Origin of the sequence: Agrilactobacillus fermenti (assembly GCF_021030645.1) — a bacterium.
In the GTDB taxonomy this organism is placed as follows: Bacteria; Bacillota; Bacilli; order Lactobacillales; family Lactobacillaceae; genus Agrilactobacillus; species Agrilactobacillus fermenti.
Genome location: NZ_JACGCJ010000019.1, coordinates 1 through 16,282, shown reverse-complemented (window position 1 = coordinate 16,282; position 16,282 = coordinate 1). Strand labels below are relative to the sequence as shown.

Below are 16,282 nucleotides of genomic sequence, written 5' to 3'. Positions count from 1 at the left end.
ACAATAGGGTTACCAGTTTTTCTAAATCAATTTAATTCATACTTTGGCGTAATGATGTGTTAAAAAAATAATCGTAGTCTTCAGATGAAACATTAGTCTGAAAACCGCGATTATTTTGTTTTGAACAGCTATGTCCCAGCTATATTGGTTAATTACAGATACTTTTAATTTTAAAATCCATCACAAATTATTGGGAAATATTTTAAATTATCAGCAGCACAATAATTAAATAAACATAGTTTGTGCAGCTTTAAAATCAAACGGACGTCCAACCGGTGCATCGGTATCAAGCACTAAAATACCACGTTGTTTTGGTGCATTGGGAATGCCCAATTCCTTAGCAGAACTGATCATACCATCAGACGCTATACCACGTAATTTACCAGGCCAAATAATACTACCGTCTGGCATCATCGCACCAATTTTAGCAACCACAACATTTTGCCCCTGAGCAATATTAGGTGCACCGCAAACAATCTGCAATTGTACCCCCTGATCCACGGTCACTTTTGTAATGTGCAAGTGATCAGAATCAGGATGATCACTAACTTCGTCCACGTGCCCAACCACAAACTTAGCAGTTTCATCTTGCTGAAGCTGGTCAGACCACCCAGCTGCTACAATCATGTCATTCAACACATCAATCTGCACTTGGTTTAAGAATACTTGCCCAGCACCCTTTAAATCAGGGATATGCTTTGAAATATTGAAAAAGTTAAATCCGATCGGTTCTTGTGTATCTTGATTGACAATCCGAGTTACATCAGCATTCGTTTTCGCCTTCTGCGCAGTACCATCGGGTCCTAAAATGACAACTAGTACATCGCCTAAACCAATAGGATTATAACTTGCAATTAACATGAATATTAAAACTCCTTTAATTTTTATGCAGGTAATGAATTAATAAAATCTTCAACCTGTTTCTTCGTTTTGCGTTCTTTATTCACATAACGCCCAATCTCTTTGCCGTCTTTAATAGCAACAAAAGATGGAATGCCAAAGATTTGCCATTTTTGTGCCAGATCCATATATTGATCACGATCAACTTCAATAAAATCAATTTCAGGGTAGTCAGCTTCAATTTGTGGTAAAAAAGGTGCGAGTGCCCGACAATCCCCACACCAACCTGCTGTAAACACAAAAACGTGGGTGCCCGTCTTAGTTAATGTTTCAAGATTATCATTTTCTAAAGTGCTTAATTGTTTCATTCTCCACACATCCTAACTTTATTTTCCACTTTAGTTTACTATAAGTAAGCAGAAAGTAAAATAATTTTGTTTAACAGTAAAAAACGATATACTAAAAGTACAAAAAGGAGGCCAAAAAATGACAAAACGCGAATCAAATTCAACAAGTTCCTTTGGTTATGGATTATTGACAGGCGCCCTCATAACTGGGGTATGCGCTGCTTATAAAGATTACAATATTAATAAACACCGCAATGAAATCCTAGACCATGTTAAGTCGCTTTTCCTACGTGAGGGTCCGATTGAAGCAGCTTGGATCGAGCATATGCCAGCACCTTATTCAGATAGCCAACATAGTGCAAAAGCCTACTTCGGCGGTGTTACCCGCGATGAAGATGGTACCCTGCAACAGTATCAATTTGCTGTTGATGCGAAAAACGGTGAATTATTGGATATTTACAAAATTTAACACCCAAAACAATAGTTTTTATAACTAACAGTTGTCGGAACGAAACATGAGTTTTGTTGCCGACTTTTTTGTGGCCAAAAACCTAAAATTGTAGCTTTAAAGAACTTAATCTTGTTTAAAATGAGCTTTAACCTGATAAATTGGTTGACCTTTCTGAGTAAACTTTGTTTCATATTCAGTTTCAATATTAAAAGTTACCCTAGTATCATGATGCAAATCTAAAGAAACAAAATCTAAAATTAACCCATACTGGCTAAAACTAACCAGTGAATACTCAAATAAGCCACGATTATCCGTTTTGAATTCGATCCGTCCCTCAACGTCAAGCAAGGTCTGGTATTGTTTAAGAAAAGAACGGTAGGTTAGACGCCTTTTTTCGTGCCGCGTTTTTGGCCAGGGATCGGAAAAATTTAAATAGATGGTCGCAATAGTGTGCGGCATAAAAAAATCCGTTAATTCAGCACCATTAGCATAAAGAATCTGTAGATTTGGTAATTGTAGTGCGACTTGCTTCTTTAAGATCATGGCGACTGCAGCTTCCTGTACTTCAACAGCAACAAAATTGATTTCAGGGAATGCTTGAGCCATTTGGATCACAAATTGACCCTTGCCAGAGCCCACTTCAATGTGAAGTGGTTGTCTCTTTTGAAAACGTTGGTCCCACTCAATTTGAGTTCGATCTTTCGCCTCAACGAGCCATTGTGGATTTTGAGCAATTAATGTTTTTGCCCAGGGTTTATTTCTTAAACGCATAAGACCTCCATTAGTTTAACGATCAATCAACTGATCTAATCGTGACATTTCTTCACGTAAATTCGTTAAATTGGTTGTTTGTTGAATAATTGAAATAATTTCTTGTAAGATACTATACCAACGAATACGACCAATCAAATCGGTATCCAATTGCTGGCCATAATCTGCCAACCAACGCGTCCAAGACGATCTGGGCACATAATTGATCAACACTGTTGTTAAATCGTAGGCAGGATCAGTCAAAATTGCTTGATCCCAATCGACCAAAAAAAGGGTATCGTTGACTGTTTCTAACCAATTTTTTTTATTCAGATCACCGTGACAGACACGATATTCCGTAACCGGGACCTGCAACGTATGGTCTTCTAACCAAGTGATACCTTTAATAATTGACGGTAAGTAACGTAGCTGATCTGGTAGTGTCTGTTCCAATTGGACCAACATTTGATCGGCAGTAACAAAACTACCGCCCATTTTTTCCAACATGCCCTTTAAAAGGTTTGAACTATGAACTTTTGCTAACAATGCCGCTGTTTTTGGTCCATTCATTTGTTCTGCTGTTAAAGTCGTGCCTGCCACCCACTGTTGCGCCGTGATGACATCGCCGTTGGGCATTCTTTTTGTCCATAATAGTTTGGGTGTGATCCCCTCAGCAGATAAAGCTGCCAGAAAAGGTGACGTATTTCGTTTAATAAAAATTTTTTCCTGTGAATGCGAAGCTATAAATGCGTTACCTGTGCTGCCACCTGCTGAATGAATCTCCCAATCCTGACTGAGTCCAAAAGCCATACAGTCAAACCCCTCTAAATCGTCCACTCATTTGGATCAATTCGTCTATTTTGATTTTCCTAGTGGCTTAGACAAAACGAACGCTTTGTTTTCAGCCACTATTTATTTGCGAATAATTAAATTTTAAACAGTCAAATTTAAGATATATACGAATGCTAATTTTAATTTTTTTAAGTGCAAGCGTCAACCGTTCATTTTAGACTTTCTTAATTCTAGTTTTACTATAGCCATAAACAAAAGCCAAAACGAATAACAAACCAACAGCTATGCATACCCAAACAAGGGGGTTCTGATAAAAGTTAATGATCAAAGGCATAGACATAATCAACCATTGAACACTCATTAAACCAACCAGCAATTGTTGGAAACTATGCAATTTAGCTTTAGACGTAACGGGATAAAGTTTGGTAAAAACAATGCCATCATACTGACTATAAAACGGTAATAATTGAAAGCCTGATAAGTATAAGAATAAAAGATACAAAACAGTGCCGACCCAAATTTGATGAATAAAAAATAAAATGATGGTGCCGATAATGACAAATCGTAAATAAAAACCCAGGTATTCTGTCCCTCTCAAAAATCCCCGGAAAAACAGATAGAGAAAGCTATTCTCGTGATTTGGTTTAACTAAGCGTAAAAATGGATCTAAATATTTCCGGCGTTTTGCTGGACTTTGCAAACTTGGAACATCTGTAAATAAATTATAGATTTTTAATATTCTAAACTGACGTGCATTTTCATTGGCAATAACAACTGAAAATCGTAAATTGCCGGAAATGACATAATTGATTACTTGATGCCGTAACCATAAATTACCAATCAGAGCTAACACGACTGTGATGATAGGGGAAACATAAAATCCTAATAAAAATGAAAGCAACGCTAAGCCATACCAAAAAGATTTATTTAAGAGCCAGTTCGTGTTAATGGTATTGCCATCATAGCAATTCATAAGTTCGACCCAGAGTAACACATCTTTAAAAATTAGTGTGCTTAGGGCCATTAAAATAACCGTCCAAACGCTACTCCCCTGTACTAGAACCAATGTGAGCGGTAAAATGGCCAAATTCAATCCGAAAATTACGATTATCGGTAAAATTAAACTGTATTTTCTGGCTGCTAGTAGATAGTGGAAGAACTCGCCTTCCTTTGGTAACAGAAACGTGCTATCGGCTGCTTCAATCAAATTAGCAAAACGCCCAATTGCCAGAATCAACGAATATATTAAACTGAGAACGATGGGCCCCCACCAATAAGCATGGGCAACGAGACGGACCAATGAAGCGTAGCCTACACCCAACGCACCAATCAGAAAAATCAAGGCGATGACAAAGTGATCATTGAAAACAAGTTTCAAGTATTTAAACTGTTCCATTTGATGCTTCCGCAATCGCTTTTTCCATAAATCAAGCATTTGCGTCAACACCCTCTCTTGTCATTTGCATGTAGATATCATCTAAATTTGCATTAGACATGTGGAATTCAGATTTCAACTCGTCTAAACTACCTTGAGCACGAACTTGACCATTATTTAATAATACAAACCGATCAGCATATTGTTGTGCAGTTGCTAAAATGTGGGTAGACATTAAAATAGCCGCCCCTTGTTTTTTCTTGGCTTCCACAATGTCCAATAAATCATGAATGGCTAAAGGATCAAGCCCAGTAAATGGTTCATCAATGATAAATAAGCGGGCGTCAGTCATGAATGCACAAGCAATCATGACCTTTTGCTGCATCCCCTTGGAGAAATTATTAGGGAACCAATCTAATTTGTTATCTAAGCGAAATTTTTTAAGTAGCTCTTGAACCCGAGCCATCGTTTGATTCGCATCTAAATCGTAAGCCATAATTGCCAATTCGATATGTTCTCGCAAGGTTAATTCTGGATACAAAACAGGCGTTTCGGGGACATAAGCAATTTTTTTGTGATAGGCGTCACGATCACTTTTCAATGTTTTGCCATCGACTTTTATCTCACCCTTTTGTGGGGTCAACAAACCAATGACATGTTTGATCGTTGTTGATTTTCCGGCGCCATTCAAGCCAATTAAGCCGGTTATTTGACCATCTTCAGCTTTAAAATTCACATTTTTTAAAACAGCTACATGTGCGTAGCCGCCAGTTAAATTATTAATCTCTAAACTCAAAATATTACCCTCATTTTTTGCTAAGTATTCGCTCTGTATAAGTTAATCACTTTATGATAGCATGAAAAATAAAGTTTAGAAATTGATTTTCTTTATTTTTTAGGAGGGCCATATTTATGGAAGACTGTATTTTTTGCAAGATCATTCGCAACGAAATCCCCAGCACAACTATTTATGAGGATGATTATGTCAAAGTATTTTTGGATATTTCTCAAGTAACACCGGGTCATACTTTACTTGTGCCCAAAGTCCATGTACCGGATATTTTTGCCTACGATGAGACGCTGGCAGCTCAAGTGTTTAGTCGCGTCCCTAAAATTGCTAAGGCAATCAAAGCCAGTGATCCAAACATTGTCGCGATGAATATTGCCAACAATAATGGTGAACTTGCCTACCAATCCGTCTTTCATTCTCACATTCACTTTGTGCCCCGATATTCCAAAAAAGATGACTTTTGGATCCATTGGGGTGACCATACGGATCAGTACACACCGGAGAAGCTGCAAACGATTGCCGATAATATCAAAGCACATTTGGAGGTTTAATCATGGCAAAATTTTCAACTGGATTAACTTGGGGGTTGATCGCCGGTGCCACGTATGGCTTACTAACTGTCAAAAGGACTGGCGCACAACGGATTCAAAGCTTAACCAATTATGTTGCTGACGTTACAATAGCCACCAATGATTTTCAAAAAAGCCTAGGCACATTTAAGACAGCATTACATAATCTTGCCCACGAAACTCAAACAACAGCTGTTTCAGCGGTTGATGACATTCAGAAATCTATGAAAACATTTAATTTTCAAACAGAACCACGTATTAAACAAATCAAAGCTGAGGTCTCAGATTTAACTGATGTGGTGCAAAACGTGAAGCCTTCATAAAAATTACATGTTTTATAAATATTCATGAAAATAGTGTGAATATTCGTGAAGTCATGTCATTATTTTTTCAGTTATGGTATATTAATCAAGGACATTACTGAAGTACAGTAAAATATTATACAATTAGGATGTGTTTTTTGATGTCAAAGGGTTTTAAAAAGCTCTTACTAGCTGTTGCTGGTATCATGCTTGTTCTTGTCGCTGCTGGCTGTTCAAATAACAGTACAGTTGCAACCACTAAAGGTGGCAAAATCACTAAGGATGAATTCTATAATGAAATGAAGAAATCCCAAGCTGGTAAGTCAACCTTACAGACTATGATCATTACCAAAGTTTTGGAAGATCAATATGGTAGTAAAGTTTCTGACAAGCAGGTCAACCAACAATACAATAAGTATAAAGACCAATATGGTTCTTCATTCAGTTCTATTTTGCAACAAAACGGCTTGACTGCTTCTGGTTTAAAGAAAAATATTCGGACTAACTTATTAACAGAAGCTGCTTTAAAAGCTAATAAGCAAGTTACAAATTCTGATCTGAAAACACAATGGAAGTCATATCAACCAAAAGTTACTGTTCAACATATCTTAGTTGCTAAAGAAGACGATGCTAAAGATATTATTAACCAATTAAACAATGGTGCTAAATTTGATGACTTAGCTAAGAAGAGTTCAACTGATTCTTCAACTAAGAACAATGGTGGTAAGTTGCCTGCTTTTGATAATACTGATTCTTCATTACCATCTGCTTTCAAACAAGCTGCTTTCAAATTGAAGAATGGCGAGATCACACAGACACCGGTTAAAACAGACACTGGTTATGATGTTATCAAGATGGTTAAAAATCCTGGTAAAGGCAAGATGTCAGACCACACTGCAGAATTAAAGAACCAAGTCTATGCTAAGTGGATGCAAGATTCTACTGTAATGCAAAGCGTTTTATCTAAAGTGCTTAAACGCGGTGACATTTCCATTAAAGATAATGATTTGAAAGATGTTTTAGCTGGTTACTTATCTTCTTCTAATTCAAGTTCCAGCGCAAAATAGTTTCGTCACTCAAAAAAGATCAATGGCAAAATTGTCATTGATCTTTTTTTATCTAAATACGAGAGTGAGACAAAAGGCGCCCAGCGCCTGAGCACCAACAAGAATTACGAAATACGAAAAATGGTGGACTTGCCATTTGAGTACTGCGTCGTTGAGTGAAGGCGTTACCTTTTGTCTTACTCTCCCCTTTTTTTATCTAAATATCACTACATATCACTACATTTTATGGGGCCGATAGAATTGGCGTTGTTCCAGTGCCGAAATGCGCGGTGTAAAATTTCCAGGCTTTGTGTGCTCAAGATGATTAGAAATCATTGTTATTGAAGCATCTAATTCATCAATTTGGTGCAAAACTTCTGCTTCTAAAAGCTTAGGCCGTTCAGGAGAGCCGAACTCCAATTGACCATGATGGGCCAATACCGTATGTCTCAAAAGCAGTATTTTCTCATCTGTTAAATCATAATTTAGTTCCTGACATGCTAATACGATCTGTTCATCAATTAAAACGATGTGTCCGATTAAGTTGCCACTTAACGAGTATTCAGTTGTTGCCGCACCAGTTAACTCAATAACTTTCCCTAAATCATGTAGAATTGTAGCAGCATATAGTAGTGGCCGATTAATACTCTGGTAGGATTGACTGAGTGTCTGCCCCAACTTTAACATACTCACTGTATGATAAGCCAAACCACCAAGATAAGCATGATGATTGGTTTTGGCAGCTGGAAAAGTAAAAAAATCTGTCTGGTATTTCTTTAATAGTAAGCGAACAATGCGATTCCACTTTGCTTCAGTAATTTCAAGCACAAACTCGTTGATTACAGCTTCAAGATCTGCTTTAGCCATGGGTGCTTGTGGTACTAAGTTATCCGCCGAATGAGTTTGTTCTTCTAAAACAGTTAACTTATCAATTCGCACCTGGGGCTTAGTTTGATAGAGTTCTCGTTTACCCTTCAAATAAACTTGCTTTCCCTGTGTAAATTGGGCAATATCTTCAGGTTTAGCACCCCACATTTTTCCCGTTATAGTCCCAGTCTGATCAGAAAAAACAAAAGCAATGAAAGGCTTGCCATTCTTGGCGGTCCTAATGTCTGCATTTTTGATCAACACTGTTTGATCAATTGTATCGCCAACTTCATAGTCTAATAGTCCCATGTGTTCAACCCCCTTTAGTATCTGTCATCTTAATCACATGTTTGGCGGACAATTCTTGCATGAAAGCATCATGTGCCGTCGTGAAGAACACTTGATTCGTCTGACTGATTTCTTGGATCAACTGAATCATTTGTTGTAATCGTTTTGTATCTGCATTTACTAAGACATCATCCAAAAATACCGGCATTTGAACAAGATCCGACATAGTTTGCATGAAGGCCAGTCGAATGGCCAAAAATAATTGTTCCATCGTACCCAATGATAGTTCACGAACATCAAATAGCAGATTATCTTTAGTTTGAACGGTTAACGAATCATTTTCTAACATAATTTTTTGATATTTATCCAATGTCAGAATACTAAAATAGCGTGTCGCTTTAGCAATAATCTGTGGATAGCGATCTTCGCTTGCTGCGGATAGTGTCGACCGAATCCACTGGGCGGACATTTCAGCCGTTAAGTATTGTTGGGTTAAAGCAACAATTTCCGCCTCAAGATTGGCCTGCTGCTGTTGTAATTGCTGTAGCTGATTATCTGTCGCCAAATGCATCAATTGAACATTTAAATCCTGAATCTCACTTTGCTGTTTAGTCCGCCGCTGTTTTATCTGTTCTGTATCTTGTTGCACCGCTTGCTTTTGCGTCCGAAGGTCTTCAATTTTTTGATATTTCGCTAAGGCCGGAAGATCATTTTCCAGCTGCTGATTCAAAAAACGACGGCGTTCCTGATCGTTCGTTGCTTTTTTAGCTGTTTCCAATTGTGTTTGTAGTTCAGAGAAGTCGCTTAAGTCAGCTTGCTGCAAAATTTGCTGCTGTTGCCATTTCAAATCCGCAAGTTCGACTTTTTGCTGTTTTAACCAGGATTGTAACTGTTCTTGGATCACGGCACTTTCTTGCGACTCGGTCACGTAGTCTTGGTAGTCCGATAACTGCTGTTTTAATACATTGAAATACGCTTCTGAAAAGGTAGAATATTGCCCTAAATCCGACTTTAAAAAAGCAGTTAAATCATCAAAAGTCACCAGCTGTTGGTTGAGTTGTGCCAATTCTTGCTGTTGTTTGTGACTTTCATGGTCCAATTGATGCATTTCTGTTAATAATGGTTGTACTTTTAATAAATCTTGATTTGGTGTCAGATTGTACTGTTGTTCAATTTGCGTTAATTGTTGCTGTTGTTGTTTTAAAGTTTGCTGACTCTTTTGCTGGTTGATTTTTAACTGATCTGCTTGTTTCTTTAACTCATTTAACCGCGACTGCTGTTGTGATTTTGGATCTGCTTCCGCATCTGGTGCCTTAGCCGCTGCATCCGCATCATATTGACGCACCTGACGCTTTTGATAAATTGACAGACCAATGATACCAAGACCGACTAACGATAGCGTTTTAACAAAGCTTGGCAAAAATAAGCCTACAATAAATAACAAACCACCAAAAACAACTAACCCATTTAAAAAGTTATTATTCTCAGCTGCCGAAACTGATTGGTCTTCAGACACTGGAACTTTAATTTGATCTAATGCCCTTAATACTTCTGTTTGCTGTAACTGATTAGCCATTAAAGACTGAGATGTTTGTTGCAGCATACTCTCTGAATTTTTGATTTGGGCATTTAACTGACTGACCGTACTTAGATCTTCCACGGATATCGGTTGCATATCTAATGTAATTGCCGGATTATCACGTTTCAACGTGTTCAAACGCAACTGATTCTCTTGGATACGTGTTTGTAATGTTTTCCGACGCGCAACTTGCGCCTGAATATGGGGCAACTGTTGCTCAATTTCCTGAAAATCCTGCAGGTGCTGACCATAGAAACTATCAGAATCCACATGGCTTAACGTCTCAGTGCGCCGTTGTTCCATAGTTTGAATTTGATAATCGATTTTGGTTTGTAGTTGCTGATATTGATCAAATAACTGCTGTAATTCCGTGACACTTAATTTTTGATTCGTTTGATCAGATGTTTTCAAAGCTTGATACTGTTGATAAAGGGGCCAAAGCTGTTCTAACTTATCAAGCTGTCGCAATTGTTGTGTCTTTATCTGATAATTTGATTTTATTGTTTGTAATTGTGCTTCAGATTGACGTAATTGCGTTTTTATTGCTTCATATTGGGGTAATTTAGCTTGTTGTTTGCTGATCTGAAGCCTGATATCCTGTAGGTCAACTAGCCGCTGATTGATTTCAGGTTTCTTGCCAGTGGGTTTATATAACTGGCCTGCTTGTTTTTCCAAAGCAGCCGACCGTTTGAGCCAATCACCACTGTTAACCGCACCAATAGCCAAGATTTGTGTCACCAAAGCCTCTTTGTCTAATGATTCAATGGTTAACATCGATCGTGTGTCAAAGACGAATAAGGCTCTAAAAAGATCTTTTGTCAGTGGTTTTAAAATATTTAAAAATACGTCATTATCAATTTGCTGATCATTGGCAAAGCAAACCAGTTCACCACCATTTTTACCTTCTGTACGGCGGATTAAATATTGCGTCGATCCTTCCTGTAATAAAACCTCACCGCCATAGCGACCGGAATCCTTAGGAATATACTGTTCACTGGCTCTTTTTTTAGTGGCAAAGCCAAATAAAATACTTGTCAAGAAAGCCAATAAAGTGCTCTTACCAGCTTCATTGGGGCCATAAATCACATTTAGTTCAGTATCGAATTCAAAGCTTTGTTCCACTAAACTGCCAAAGCCATATACTTTTGCACGTTTGATATACATCGCAATTATCCTTCTCGCTTCATCTTTATTGCTTAAAATCTTGTTTGATGCTAAGCATGGCTGCTTGCTGTAATCTTTCAAGATTTTGCTCTGTTAAAATTTGAGTTGCCAGAAATCGTTCTTGGTTTAAGTTGCCTAATAGTTCTTGTACATTGGGCAACTGAAAAACTTTTTTGCCTGCTTTATCCCAATAGGCCTGATCTAACTGTGGCAGGTCTGGCGTCTGATCGATGGTCAAGGTGACATCGATTGGATAATCAAAACGTTGGTCATTACCATTACGAAATTCCTCTTGAAGAATTTGTAATAACTGGTCTTGGCGTAAACTATCCTGTGTGTTGCTGTCAATTGCTGTGTTTTCAATTTTGATTGATAATAAATTACTAGTTGTTCGTGGCAATCCAGTGACCATGTGCTTAATATGGGCCACAACCTCTGGGACATTTAACGGGGTTTTACTGTCCACCGTCAGGCTTTGCCAAAGAAACGGCGCGACATTATGAAACGTTGCTTTAAGTTGTGCACCTTGACTATTAATTTCATAAAATCCTTTTTGACCACGTTCATCTTTATTTCGCCCCTGTAAATTACCCGGATAAATTACTAAGGGTTGCTGGTTCAAGACTTGGCGCTGATGAATATGTCCCAATGCCCAATAATCATAATGTTTCGCAAGCAACTCATCTAATCTAAAGGGCGCATAATCTTTACCACCATAACGCATCTCTGACCCATGTAAGATACCAATGCTAAAATCGGCATCAGAAGCGCGCATCGGATAGTCAGCTAACCGATCCTCGGTCACGTGCATTTGATCATAACTAAAACCGCTCAAGTCTACGATATAACCTTCATCGGTACGTAAACGGAAGGTTTGCACTGTCGCTGGAAAAACAAAGACATTGTCAGGATAATCTAAGTTTTTTTGATTGGCAGTTTTATAATCATGATTCCCATAAATCAAATATACTGGGATTTGAGCATCAGCTAGTTTTTGGAATTGCTGCTGCAAAAACCATTGTACACTCAGACTTTGGTTATTAGCATCAAACGTATCACCAGCAATAATGATAAAATCAACTTGATTGGCGATAGCATAAGTAACCATCTGTTTAAAAGCTTCAAACGGTGCTTGATATAGTTGTTGGCCAATTCTGGCATCAATTTTTCGTAGGCCAATAAAAGGACTATCCAAATGAGCATCTGCAATATGTAAAAATTTCATAATCAACCTCTTAACGAATATATGTTTCCCTATCACATAGTATAAGGAAAATACCGCTTAATTGCATTAAAATTATTTAGATCCAACTAAAAAAGACTGAAAAGCAAACTCTGCTCCCAGTCTTTTAAAGTATTAAGTCATCCTTGCAGCCCGATAGAAATCGTCTGTTTCTAAAATAATTATTGCATTGGTTTATAGATATCTGCAATTGGTTTTGAAATAATGCGGTTTAATTCATCCATTAAAGCACTCATTTTTCGTTCTTGATCCATTAAGTTATTGATCGTATCGAACTTGGAAAGCTGTTCGCTCATCCCTTGCATTGATTGAACGTCTTCATCAGAAAATTCTTCACCATTCATTTGTTTTTGCTGTAATTCAAGTTGCTTATCTTGAAATTTCTTAAATGTTGCAAAAGCAAAATCATCTTTCTTCATATCGGCAAATGCTTTTTGTAATGCTAAAAATTCATCTGTTTGTTGTAATTCTTGTTCTAATTGGTTCGCTGTATCATAAATATTGGCAGCCATAAAACTCTCCTTTAGTTGTGTTTAATTTCCAAAAAATGACTTGATATCATTATACCATTCATTGGCTTTCTCTTGGGCACCTTGAAGCATATTTTTACCATTATCGAGCCCATTTTGAATATTTTTTTGAACATCATCAAACCAATTGCCGGTATTATCAGCATGTTCGGAGGCCGCAATACTAGAGGCGGCTTTCGTATTAAAACTATATGTGGGTGCATTAGGAAGGATATTTTCCATTTCTAATTTAAAAATTGGGGCAACGCCTTGTTCACTGATACCTTTCAAGAAATGGGCTTGATCCGTATTATCAAAACCGATCCAAGTTGCAACGACTACATTCGGGGTATATCCGACGATCCATTGATCTTTTGTCCCATAACCATAACTATCTGGCACCTCTGTACTACCCGTTTTTCCAGCAACCGTATACCCACTAGGTTTGGCAGTCTGTCCGGTACCGTTTTTGAAAACATCTAACATCATACTAGTCATTTCTTTGGCATGTTTACTGGAAATGACCTGCTTGCTTTTCAGATCTGAATTGTCCACAATAACCGCACCAGTAGCATCCACGATTTTGGTAATAAAGTGCGTATCTGCCAATTTACCATTATTGGCAAAAGCGGTGTAAGCTCGGGCCATTTGGTAAGGCGACACGCCCTTACCCCAGCCGCCTAACCCAAAGGCCAAGTTTTGGTCCGCATCTGGAACATTGATCCCAAATTTTTCCACCGAGCCAACCCCTTTTTTAACACCAATTTTATCTAATAGCCATGCAGCTGGTGCATTTTTACTTTGTGCTAAAGCTACATACATCGGCACTTCACCAGCATACTGATTGTCAACATTCCTCGGCTCATAATGATTCTTACCGTAACTCGTTAATTTATCTTGTAACATACTATCATAGTGATAGCCGTTTTCTAGAGCTGGTTCATAGATAGCTAATGGTTTCATAGTCGAGCCCGGCTGACGTTTGATTTGAGTGGCCCGGTTTAGTCCACGAAAAACATGATCCCCACGGCCGCCAACAACAGCCGTAACATAGCCATTTTTCGGATCGATCGCTATGGATCCCGCCTGAACCTTCGTACCATCAGCCGCATCAGCTGGAAAAGCCCAATCTTGTGCAAAAGAACGTTGCATGGCTCGTTGGTATGTTTGATCTAGTGTCGTATAGATTTTATAGCCCTTATTCATGATATCTTCTTCTTTTAGACCATAGCGGTTAATTGCCTCATCTACAACAGCATCAAAAAAATAAGGATAACGGTAACCGTCCTCTTGACTATATGTATCTTTTAAAACTAGATTTTGCTGTTTGGCAAAGTTGGCCTGGCTTTGATCAATTTTTTGATTGTCTACCATCAGTCCAAGCACTAAATTGCGACGACTGATCGCATTATCCATATGATCAATGGGATTATAAAAACTGGGACTACGTAACATTGCGGCTAGCGTTGCGCCTTGAGAGAGCGTCAAATCAGCAGCATCGGTCCCAAAATACTTCCGAGCAGCATCTTGAACCCCCCAAACACCATTTCCAAAGTAGGCATTATTCAAATACATCGTCAATACATCTTTTTTGGAATAAACACGGTTGATTTCAATGGCTAAAAATATCTCTTCAATCTTCCGCGTCACCGTTTGTTTTTGCGTTAACAGTGCATTCTTAGCTAACTGCTGGGTTAACGTACTCCCACCCCCTGAAATTTGACCGTGATGGATCACAACACCAATTGCCGCACGAACAATCCCTTTAATATCAAAACCAGGGTTGCTATAAAAGCTGCGGTCTTCCGTAGAGATAACGGCGTTTTGGACATTTGGACTAATTTTATCCAAAGAGACAAAAGTCCCCTTTTGAGCATATAAAGACCCAGCTTTTTGCCCCTGACCATCATAAATCGTTGTTGTTGTCTGCAGGGCAGATTTCAAATCAGCCACGTCAGAGGTTTTTGCTTTATACGTATAATAAGCACTAATCGTAAAAAAAAGTATCAAAAAGCCTAAGATAAACCATCTGACTAACTGATAGCGATGATTCAGGCGCTTAAAAAAGTGCCAAAAAATCACTGTTTGTTTGCCGATCCAGGTCACAAACCGACGAAAATATAGTTTTATTTGTTTTAAAATCATATGTACACTCCAATTACCATTGGCAAAAATTACTAATGCATTGTACCATTAAAAAATAACTTGAACACCATCCTTAAGATGGATTTTATAAATCTAATAATTGGGATGACTGGAGTGAAGATCAGTCTAATGAAAAGAAACATCTATCTCAATACCCAGACAACTTTTCCTAGTGTCCGGGCGTTATTAAAAGCGTGGTATATCCCCCGTAAATGGCAGCATGAATTACGCGTTAACAAAGCGGTTCTAATTAACGGCCAATATCAGAATTTCAACCTAGCTGTCAAACCAGACAGCCAAGTCACTTTAAACTTCAAAAATATCAGCTCTAATCAACAAAACTATCCAGCAGCATTTAGACACGACCTCGCAATTTTTTATGAAGATCGCGATCTAATCGTTATCAACAAACCAGCTGGCTTAAAAACGCATCCGAATCAACCCAACGAAACCAATACGTTGATCAACTATGTAGCAGGATACTTAGCACCCAAACGGCAACAACCCTATATTCTTCATCGCCTAGACATGTTAACCAGTGGGTTAATTATTTTTGCTAAGAATCCACTTGTCGTGCCCTTAATGAACGCTATGTTGCGTGACAAGGTCATCCAACGCCATTATCTAGCTATCGTTCGTAATAGTTTTACGCTCAAAGACCAGGGCATGATTGATTTACCGATCGATTTTGATCCTAAAGATCAGCGGAAGCGTCGAGTAGCCTCAACTGGTCTACCAGCCATTACAAACTATAAAACATTAAAGCGTCAACAAGGATTGGCTTTAGTTCAGTTAACCCTAGCAACTGGACGGACGCACCAAATCAGAGTTCATTTAAATGCCTTAAATGCACCTATTGTGAATGATCCCTTATATGATGCTTTAACACCTGAAAATACGACTGATCGATTGATGTTATTCGCCCAAGAGATCAACTTGCAGCGTCCCTTTAGTTACAACAAAATAGTCATTCAAGCGCCGATCCCGCGTGCTTTTAAAACATATTTCTAAACTATTAAAAAAACTGAGTTGCAGGATACCTGGAACTACTCCGTGTCAAGTAGACAACCTAAATAATTAAAATGCTTATGCACTTTCCTTAACGGCATGGCACCCATATTCGTTGGGGGTCATGCCGTTAAGTGTTTCTTGGCGACGTTTGTTGTTATACCAATCGATACAACGTGAAATCTGAAGCGCTAGTTCCTCTTGTGAATACGCTTGT

At 38.3% G+C, this 16,282-nt stretch carries 17 protein-coding genes; 5 read left to right on the top strand and 12 right to left on the bottom strand.

The genetic code is table 11. From position 1 onward, the window contains the following. Positions 1-225 precede the first annotated feature (225 nt). Positions 226-861: a YtpR family tRNA-binding protein gene (gene ytpR, locus FHQ08_RS07965; protein ID WP_230913874.1), complete on the bottom strand. Its 636-nt coding sequence runs from the start codon at positions 859-861 to the stop codon at positions 226-228. A gap of 23 nt (positions 862-884) precedes the next feature. Beyond that, positions 885-1,208 carry a thioredoxin family protein gene (locus FHQ08_RS07960; protein WP_230913873.1) on the bottom strand — a complete coding sequence of 108 codons (324 nt, stop codon included), beginning with the start codon at positions 1,206-1,208 and terminating at the stop codon, positions 885-887. A gap of 118 nt (positions 1,209-1,326) precedes the next feature. Here FHQ08_RS07960 and FHQ08_RS07955 point away from each other — a divergent pair, with 118 nt between their 5' ends. Further along, on the top strand, positions 1,327-1,656 hold the full coding sequence (locus FHQ08_RS07955; RefSeq protein WP_230913872.1) for a hypothetical protein: 330 nt from the start codon (positions 1,327-1,329) through the stop codon (positions 1,654-1,656). 105 nt (positions 1,657-1,761) lie between these two features. On the opposite strand, the gene trmB is transcribed toward FHQ08_RS07955, so the two are convergent. The 4 genes from trmB to FHQ08_RS07935 all read right to left on the bottom strand — a co-directional run bounded on the left by trmB (position 1,762) and on the right by FHQ08_RS07935 (position 5,351). Beyond that, a complete protein-coding gene (gene trmB / locus FHQ08_RS07950; protein ID WP_230913871.1) occupies positions 1,762-2,409 on the bottom strand; it encodes a tRNA (guanosine(46)-N7)-methyltransferase TrmB in 648 nt (215 codons plus the stop codon). A 15-nt stretch (positions 2,410-2,424) separates the two neighbouring features. Continuing rightward, positions 2,425-3,198 (bottom strand): phosphotransferase family protein, encoded by a 774-nt coding sequence (locus tag FHQ08_RS07945; RefSeq protein WP_230913870.1) that lies wholly within the window; start codon positions 3,196-3,198, stop codon positions 2,425-2,427. 196 nt (positions 3,199-3,394) lie between these two features. Further along, on the bottom strand, positions 3,395-4,615 hold the full coding sequence (locus tag FHQ08_RS07940; RefSeq protein WP_269073909.1) for an ABC transporter permease: 1,221 nt from the start codon (positions 4,613-4,615) through the stop codon (positions 3,395-3,397). Continuing rightward, on the bottom strand, positions 4,608-5,351 hold the full coding sequence (locus FHQ08_RS07935) for an ABC transporter ATP-binding protein (RefSeq protein WP_230913868.1): 744 nt from the start codon (positions 5,349-5,351) through the stop codon (positions 4,608-4,610). The genes FHQ08_RS07940 and FHQ08_RS07935 overlap by 8 nt, the downstream gene beginning before the upstream one ends. Positions 5,352-5,467: 116 nt before the next feature. Between FHQ08_RS07935 and FHQ08_RS07930 the strand changes: the two genes are divergently transcribed. From FHQ08_RS07930 to FHQ08_RS07920, 3 genes are all read left to right on the top strand, one after another. Further along, the gene (locus FHQ08_RS07930; RefSeq protein WP_230913867.1) at positions 5,468-5,896 is read left to right on the top strand and encodes an HIT family protein; all 429 of its coding nucleotides are present in this window, start codon (positions 5,468-5,470) and stop codon (positions 5,894-5,896) included. Between the two features lie 2 nt (positions 5,897-5,898). Next, entirely contained in the window at positions 5,899-6,237 is a 339-nt protein-coding gene (locus FHQ08_RS07925; RefSeq protein ID WP_230913866.1) for a YtxH domain-containing protein, read from the top strand. A gap of 140 nt (positions 6,238-6,377) precedes the next feature. Continuing rightward, complete coding sequence (locus FHQ08_RS07920; protein ID WP_269073908.1) at positions 6,378-7,283, top strand: peptidylprolyl isomerase PrsA; 906 nt, start codon at positions 6,378-6,380, stop codon at positions 7,281-7,283. A gap of 216 nt (positions 7,284-7,499) precedes the next feature. Here the strand turns inward: FHQ08_RS07920 and FHQ08_RS07915 are convergent, their stop codons facing one another. The 5 genes from FHQ08_RS07915 to FHQ08_RS07895 all read right to left on the bottom strand — a co-directional run bounded on the left by FHQ08_RS07915 (position 7,500) and on the right by FHQ08_RS07895 (position 15,057). Beyond that, a complete protein-coding gene (locus tag FHQ08_RS07915; protein WP_230913865.1) occupies positions 7,500-8,438 on the bottom strand; it encodes a 3'-5' exoribonuclease YhaM family protein in 939 nt (312 codons plus the stop codon). A 4-nt stretch (positions 8,439-8,442) separates the two neighbouring features. Next, complete coding sequence (locus FHQ08_RS07910; RefSeq protein WP_230913864.1) at positions 8,443-11,160, bottom strand: ATP-binding protein; 2,718 nt, start codon at positions 11,158-11,160, stop codon at positions 8,443-8,445. Positions 11,161-11,185: 25 nt separating this feature from the next. Continuing rightward, positions 11,186-12,385: a metallophosphoesterase family protein gene (locus FHQ08_RS07905; RefSeq protein ID WP_230913863.1), complete on the bottom strand. Its 1,200-nt coding sequence runs from the start codon at positions 12,383-12,385 to the stop codon at positions 11,186-11,188. A gap of 179 nt (positions 12,386-12,564) precedes the next feature. Then, positions 12,565-12,915, bottom strand: coding sequence for a YlbF family regulator (locus FHQ08_RS07900; RefSeq protein ID WP_230913862.1), 351 nt, complete (start codon positions 12,913-12,915; stop codon positions 12,565-12,567). A gap of 21 nt (positions 12,916-12,936) precedes the next feature. Then, the gene (locus FHQ08_RS07895) at positions 12,937-15,057 is read right to left on the bottom strand and encodes a PBP1A family penicillin-binding protein (RefSeq protein ID WP_230913861.1); all 2,121 of its coding nucleotides are present in this window, start codon (positions 15,055-15,057) and stop codon (positions 12,937-12,939) included. Between the two features lie 129 nt (positions 15,058-15,186). Here FHQ08_RS07895 and FHQ08_RS07890 point away from each other — a divergent pair, with 129 nt between their 5' ends. Beyond that, the gene (locus FHQ08_RS07890; RefSeq protein ID WP_230913860.1) at positions 15,187-16,068 is read left to right on the top strand and encodes an RluA family pseudouridine synthase; all 882 of its coding nucleotides are present in this window, start codon (positions 15,187-15,189) and stop codon (positions 16,066-16,068) included. A gap of 75 nt (positions 16,069-16,143) precedes the next feature. On the opposite strand, the gene FHQ08_RS07885 is transcribed toward FHQ08_RS07890, so the two are convergent. Then, on the bottom strand, positions 16,144-16,282 hold a 139-nt coding region (locus FHQ08_RS07885), incomplete at its 5' end, for an IS3 family transposase (protein ID WP_269073911.1).

Bases quoted from the DNA above. Each gene is read 5' to 3' on its own strand.
- FHQ08_RS07905 (WP_230913863.1), bottom strand. From the start codon at position 12,385: ATGAAATTTTTACATATTGCAGATGCTCATTTGGATAGTCCTTTTATT.
- FHQ08_RS07895 (WP_230913861.1), bottom strand. From the start codon at position 15,057: ATGATTTTAAAACAAATAAAACTATATTTTCGTCGGTTTGTGACCTGG.
- FHQ08_RS07945 (WP_230913870.1), bottom strand. From the start codon at position 3,198: ATGGCTTTTGGACTCAGTCAGGATTGGGAGATTCATTCAGCAGGTGGC.
- FHQ08_RS07955 (WP_230913872.1), top strand. From the start codon at position 1,327: ATGACAAAACGCGAATCAAATTCAACAAGTTCCTTTGGTTATGGATTA.
- FHQ08_RS07960 (WP_230913873.1), bottom strand. From the start codon at position 1,208: ATGAAACAATTAAGCACTTTAGAAAATGATAATCTTGAAACATTAACT.
- FHQ08_RS07920 (WP_269073908.1), top strand. From the start codon at position 6,378: ATGTCAAAGGGTTTTAAAAAGCTCTTACTAGCTGTTGCTGGTATCATG.
- FHQ08_RS07940 (WP_269073909.1), bottom strand. From the start codon at position 4,615: ATGCTTGATTTATGGAAAAAGCGATTGCGGAAGCATCAAATGGAACAG.
- trmB (WP_230913871.1), bottom strand. From the start codon at position 2,409: ATGCGTTTAAGAAATAAACCCTGGGCAAAAACATTAATTGCTCAAAAT.
- FHQ08_RS07925 (WP_230913866.1), top strand. From the start codon at position 5,899: ATGGCAAAATTTTCAACTGGATTAACTTGGGGGTTGATCGCCGGTGCC.
- FHQ08_RS07930 (WP_230913867.1), top strand. From the start codon at position 5,468: ATGGAAGACTGTATTTTTTGCAAGATCATTCGCAACGAAATCCCCAGC.
- FHQ08_RS07910 (WP_230913864.1), bottom strand. From the start codon at position 11,160: ATGTATATCAAACGTGCAAAAGTATATGGCTTTGGCAGTTTAGTGGAA.
- FHQ08_RS07900 (WP_230913862.1), bottom strand. From the start codon at position 12,915: ATGGCTGCCAATATTTATGATACAGCGAACCAATTAGAACAAGAATTA.
- FHQ08_RS07915 (WP_230913865.1), bottom strand. From the start codon at position 8,438: ATGGGACTATTAGACTATGAAGTTGGCGATACAATTGATCAAACAGTG.
- ytpR (WP_230913874.1), bottom strand. From the start codon at position 861: ATGTTAATTGCAAGTTATAATCCTATTGGTTTAGGCGATGTACTAGTT.
- FHQ08_RS07890 (WP_230913860.1), top strand. From the start codon at position 15,187: ATGAAAAGAAACATCTATCTCAATACCCAGACAACTTTTCCTAGTGTC.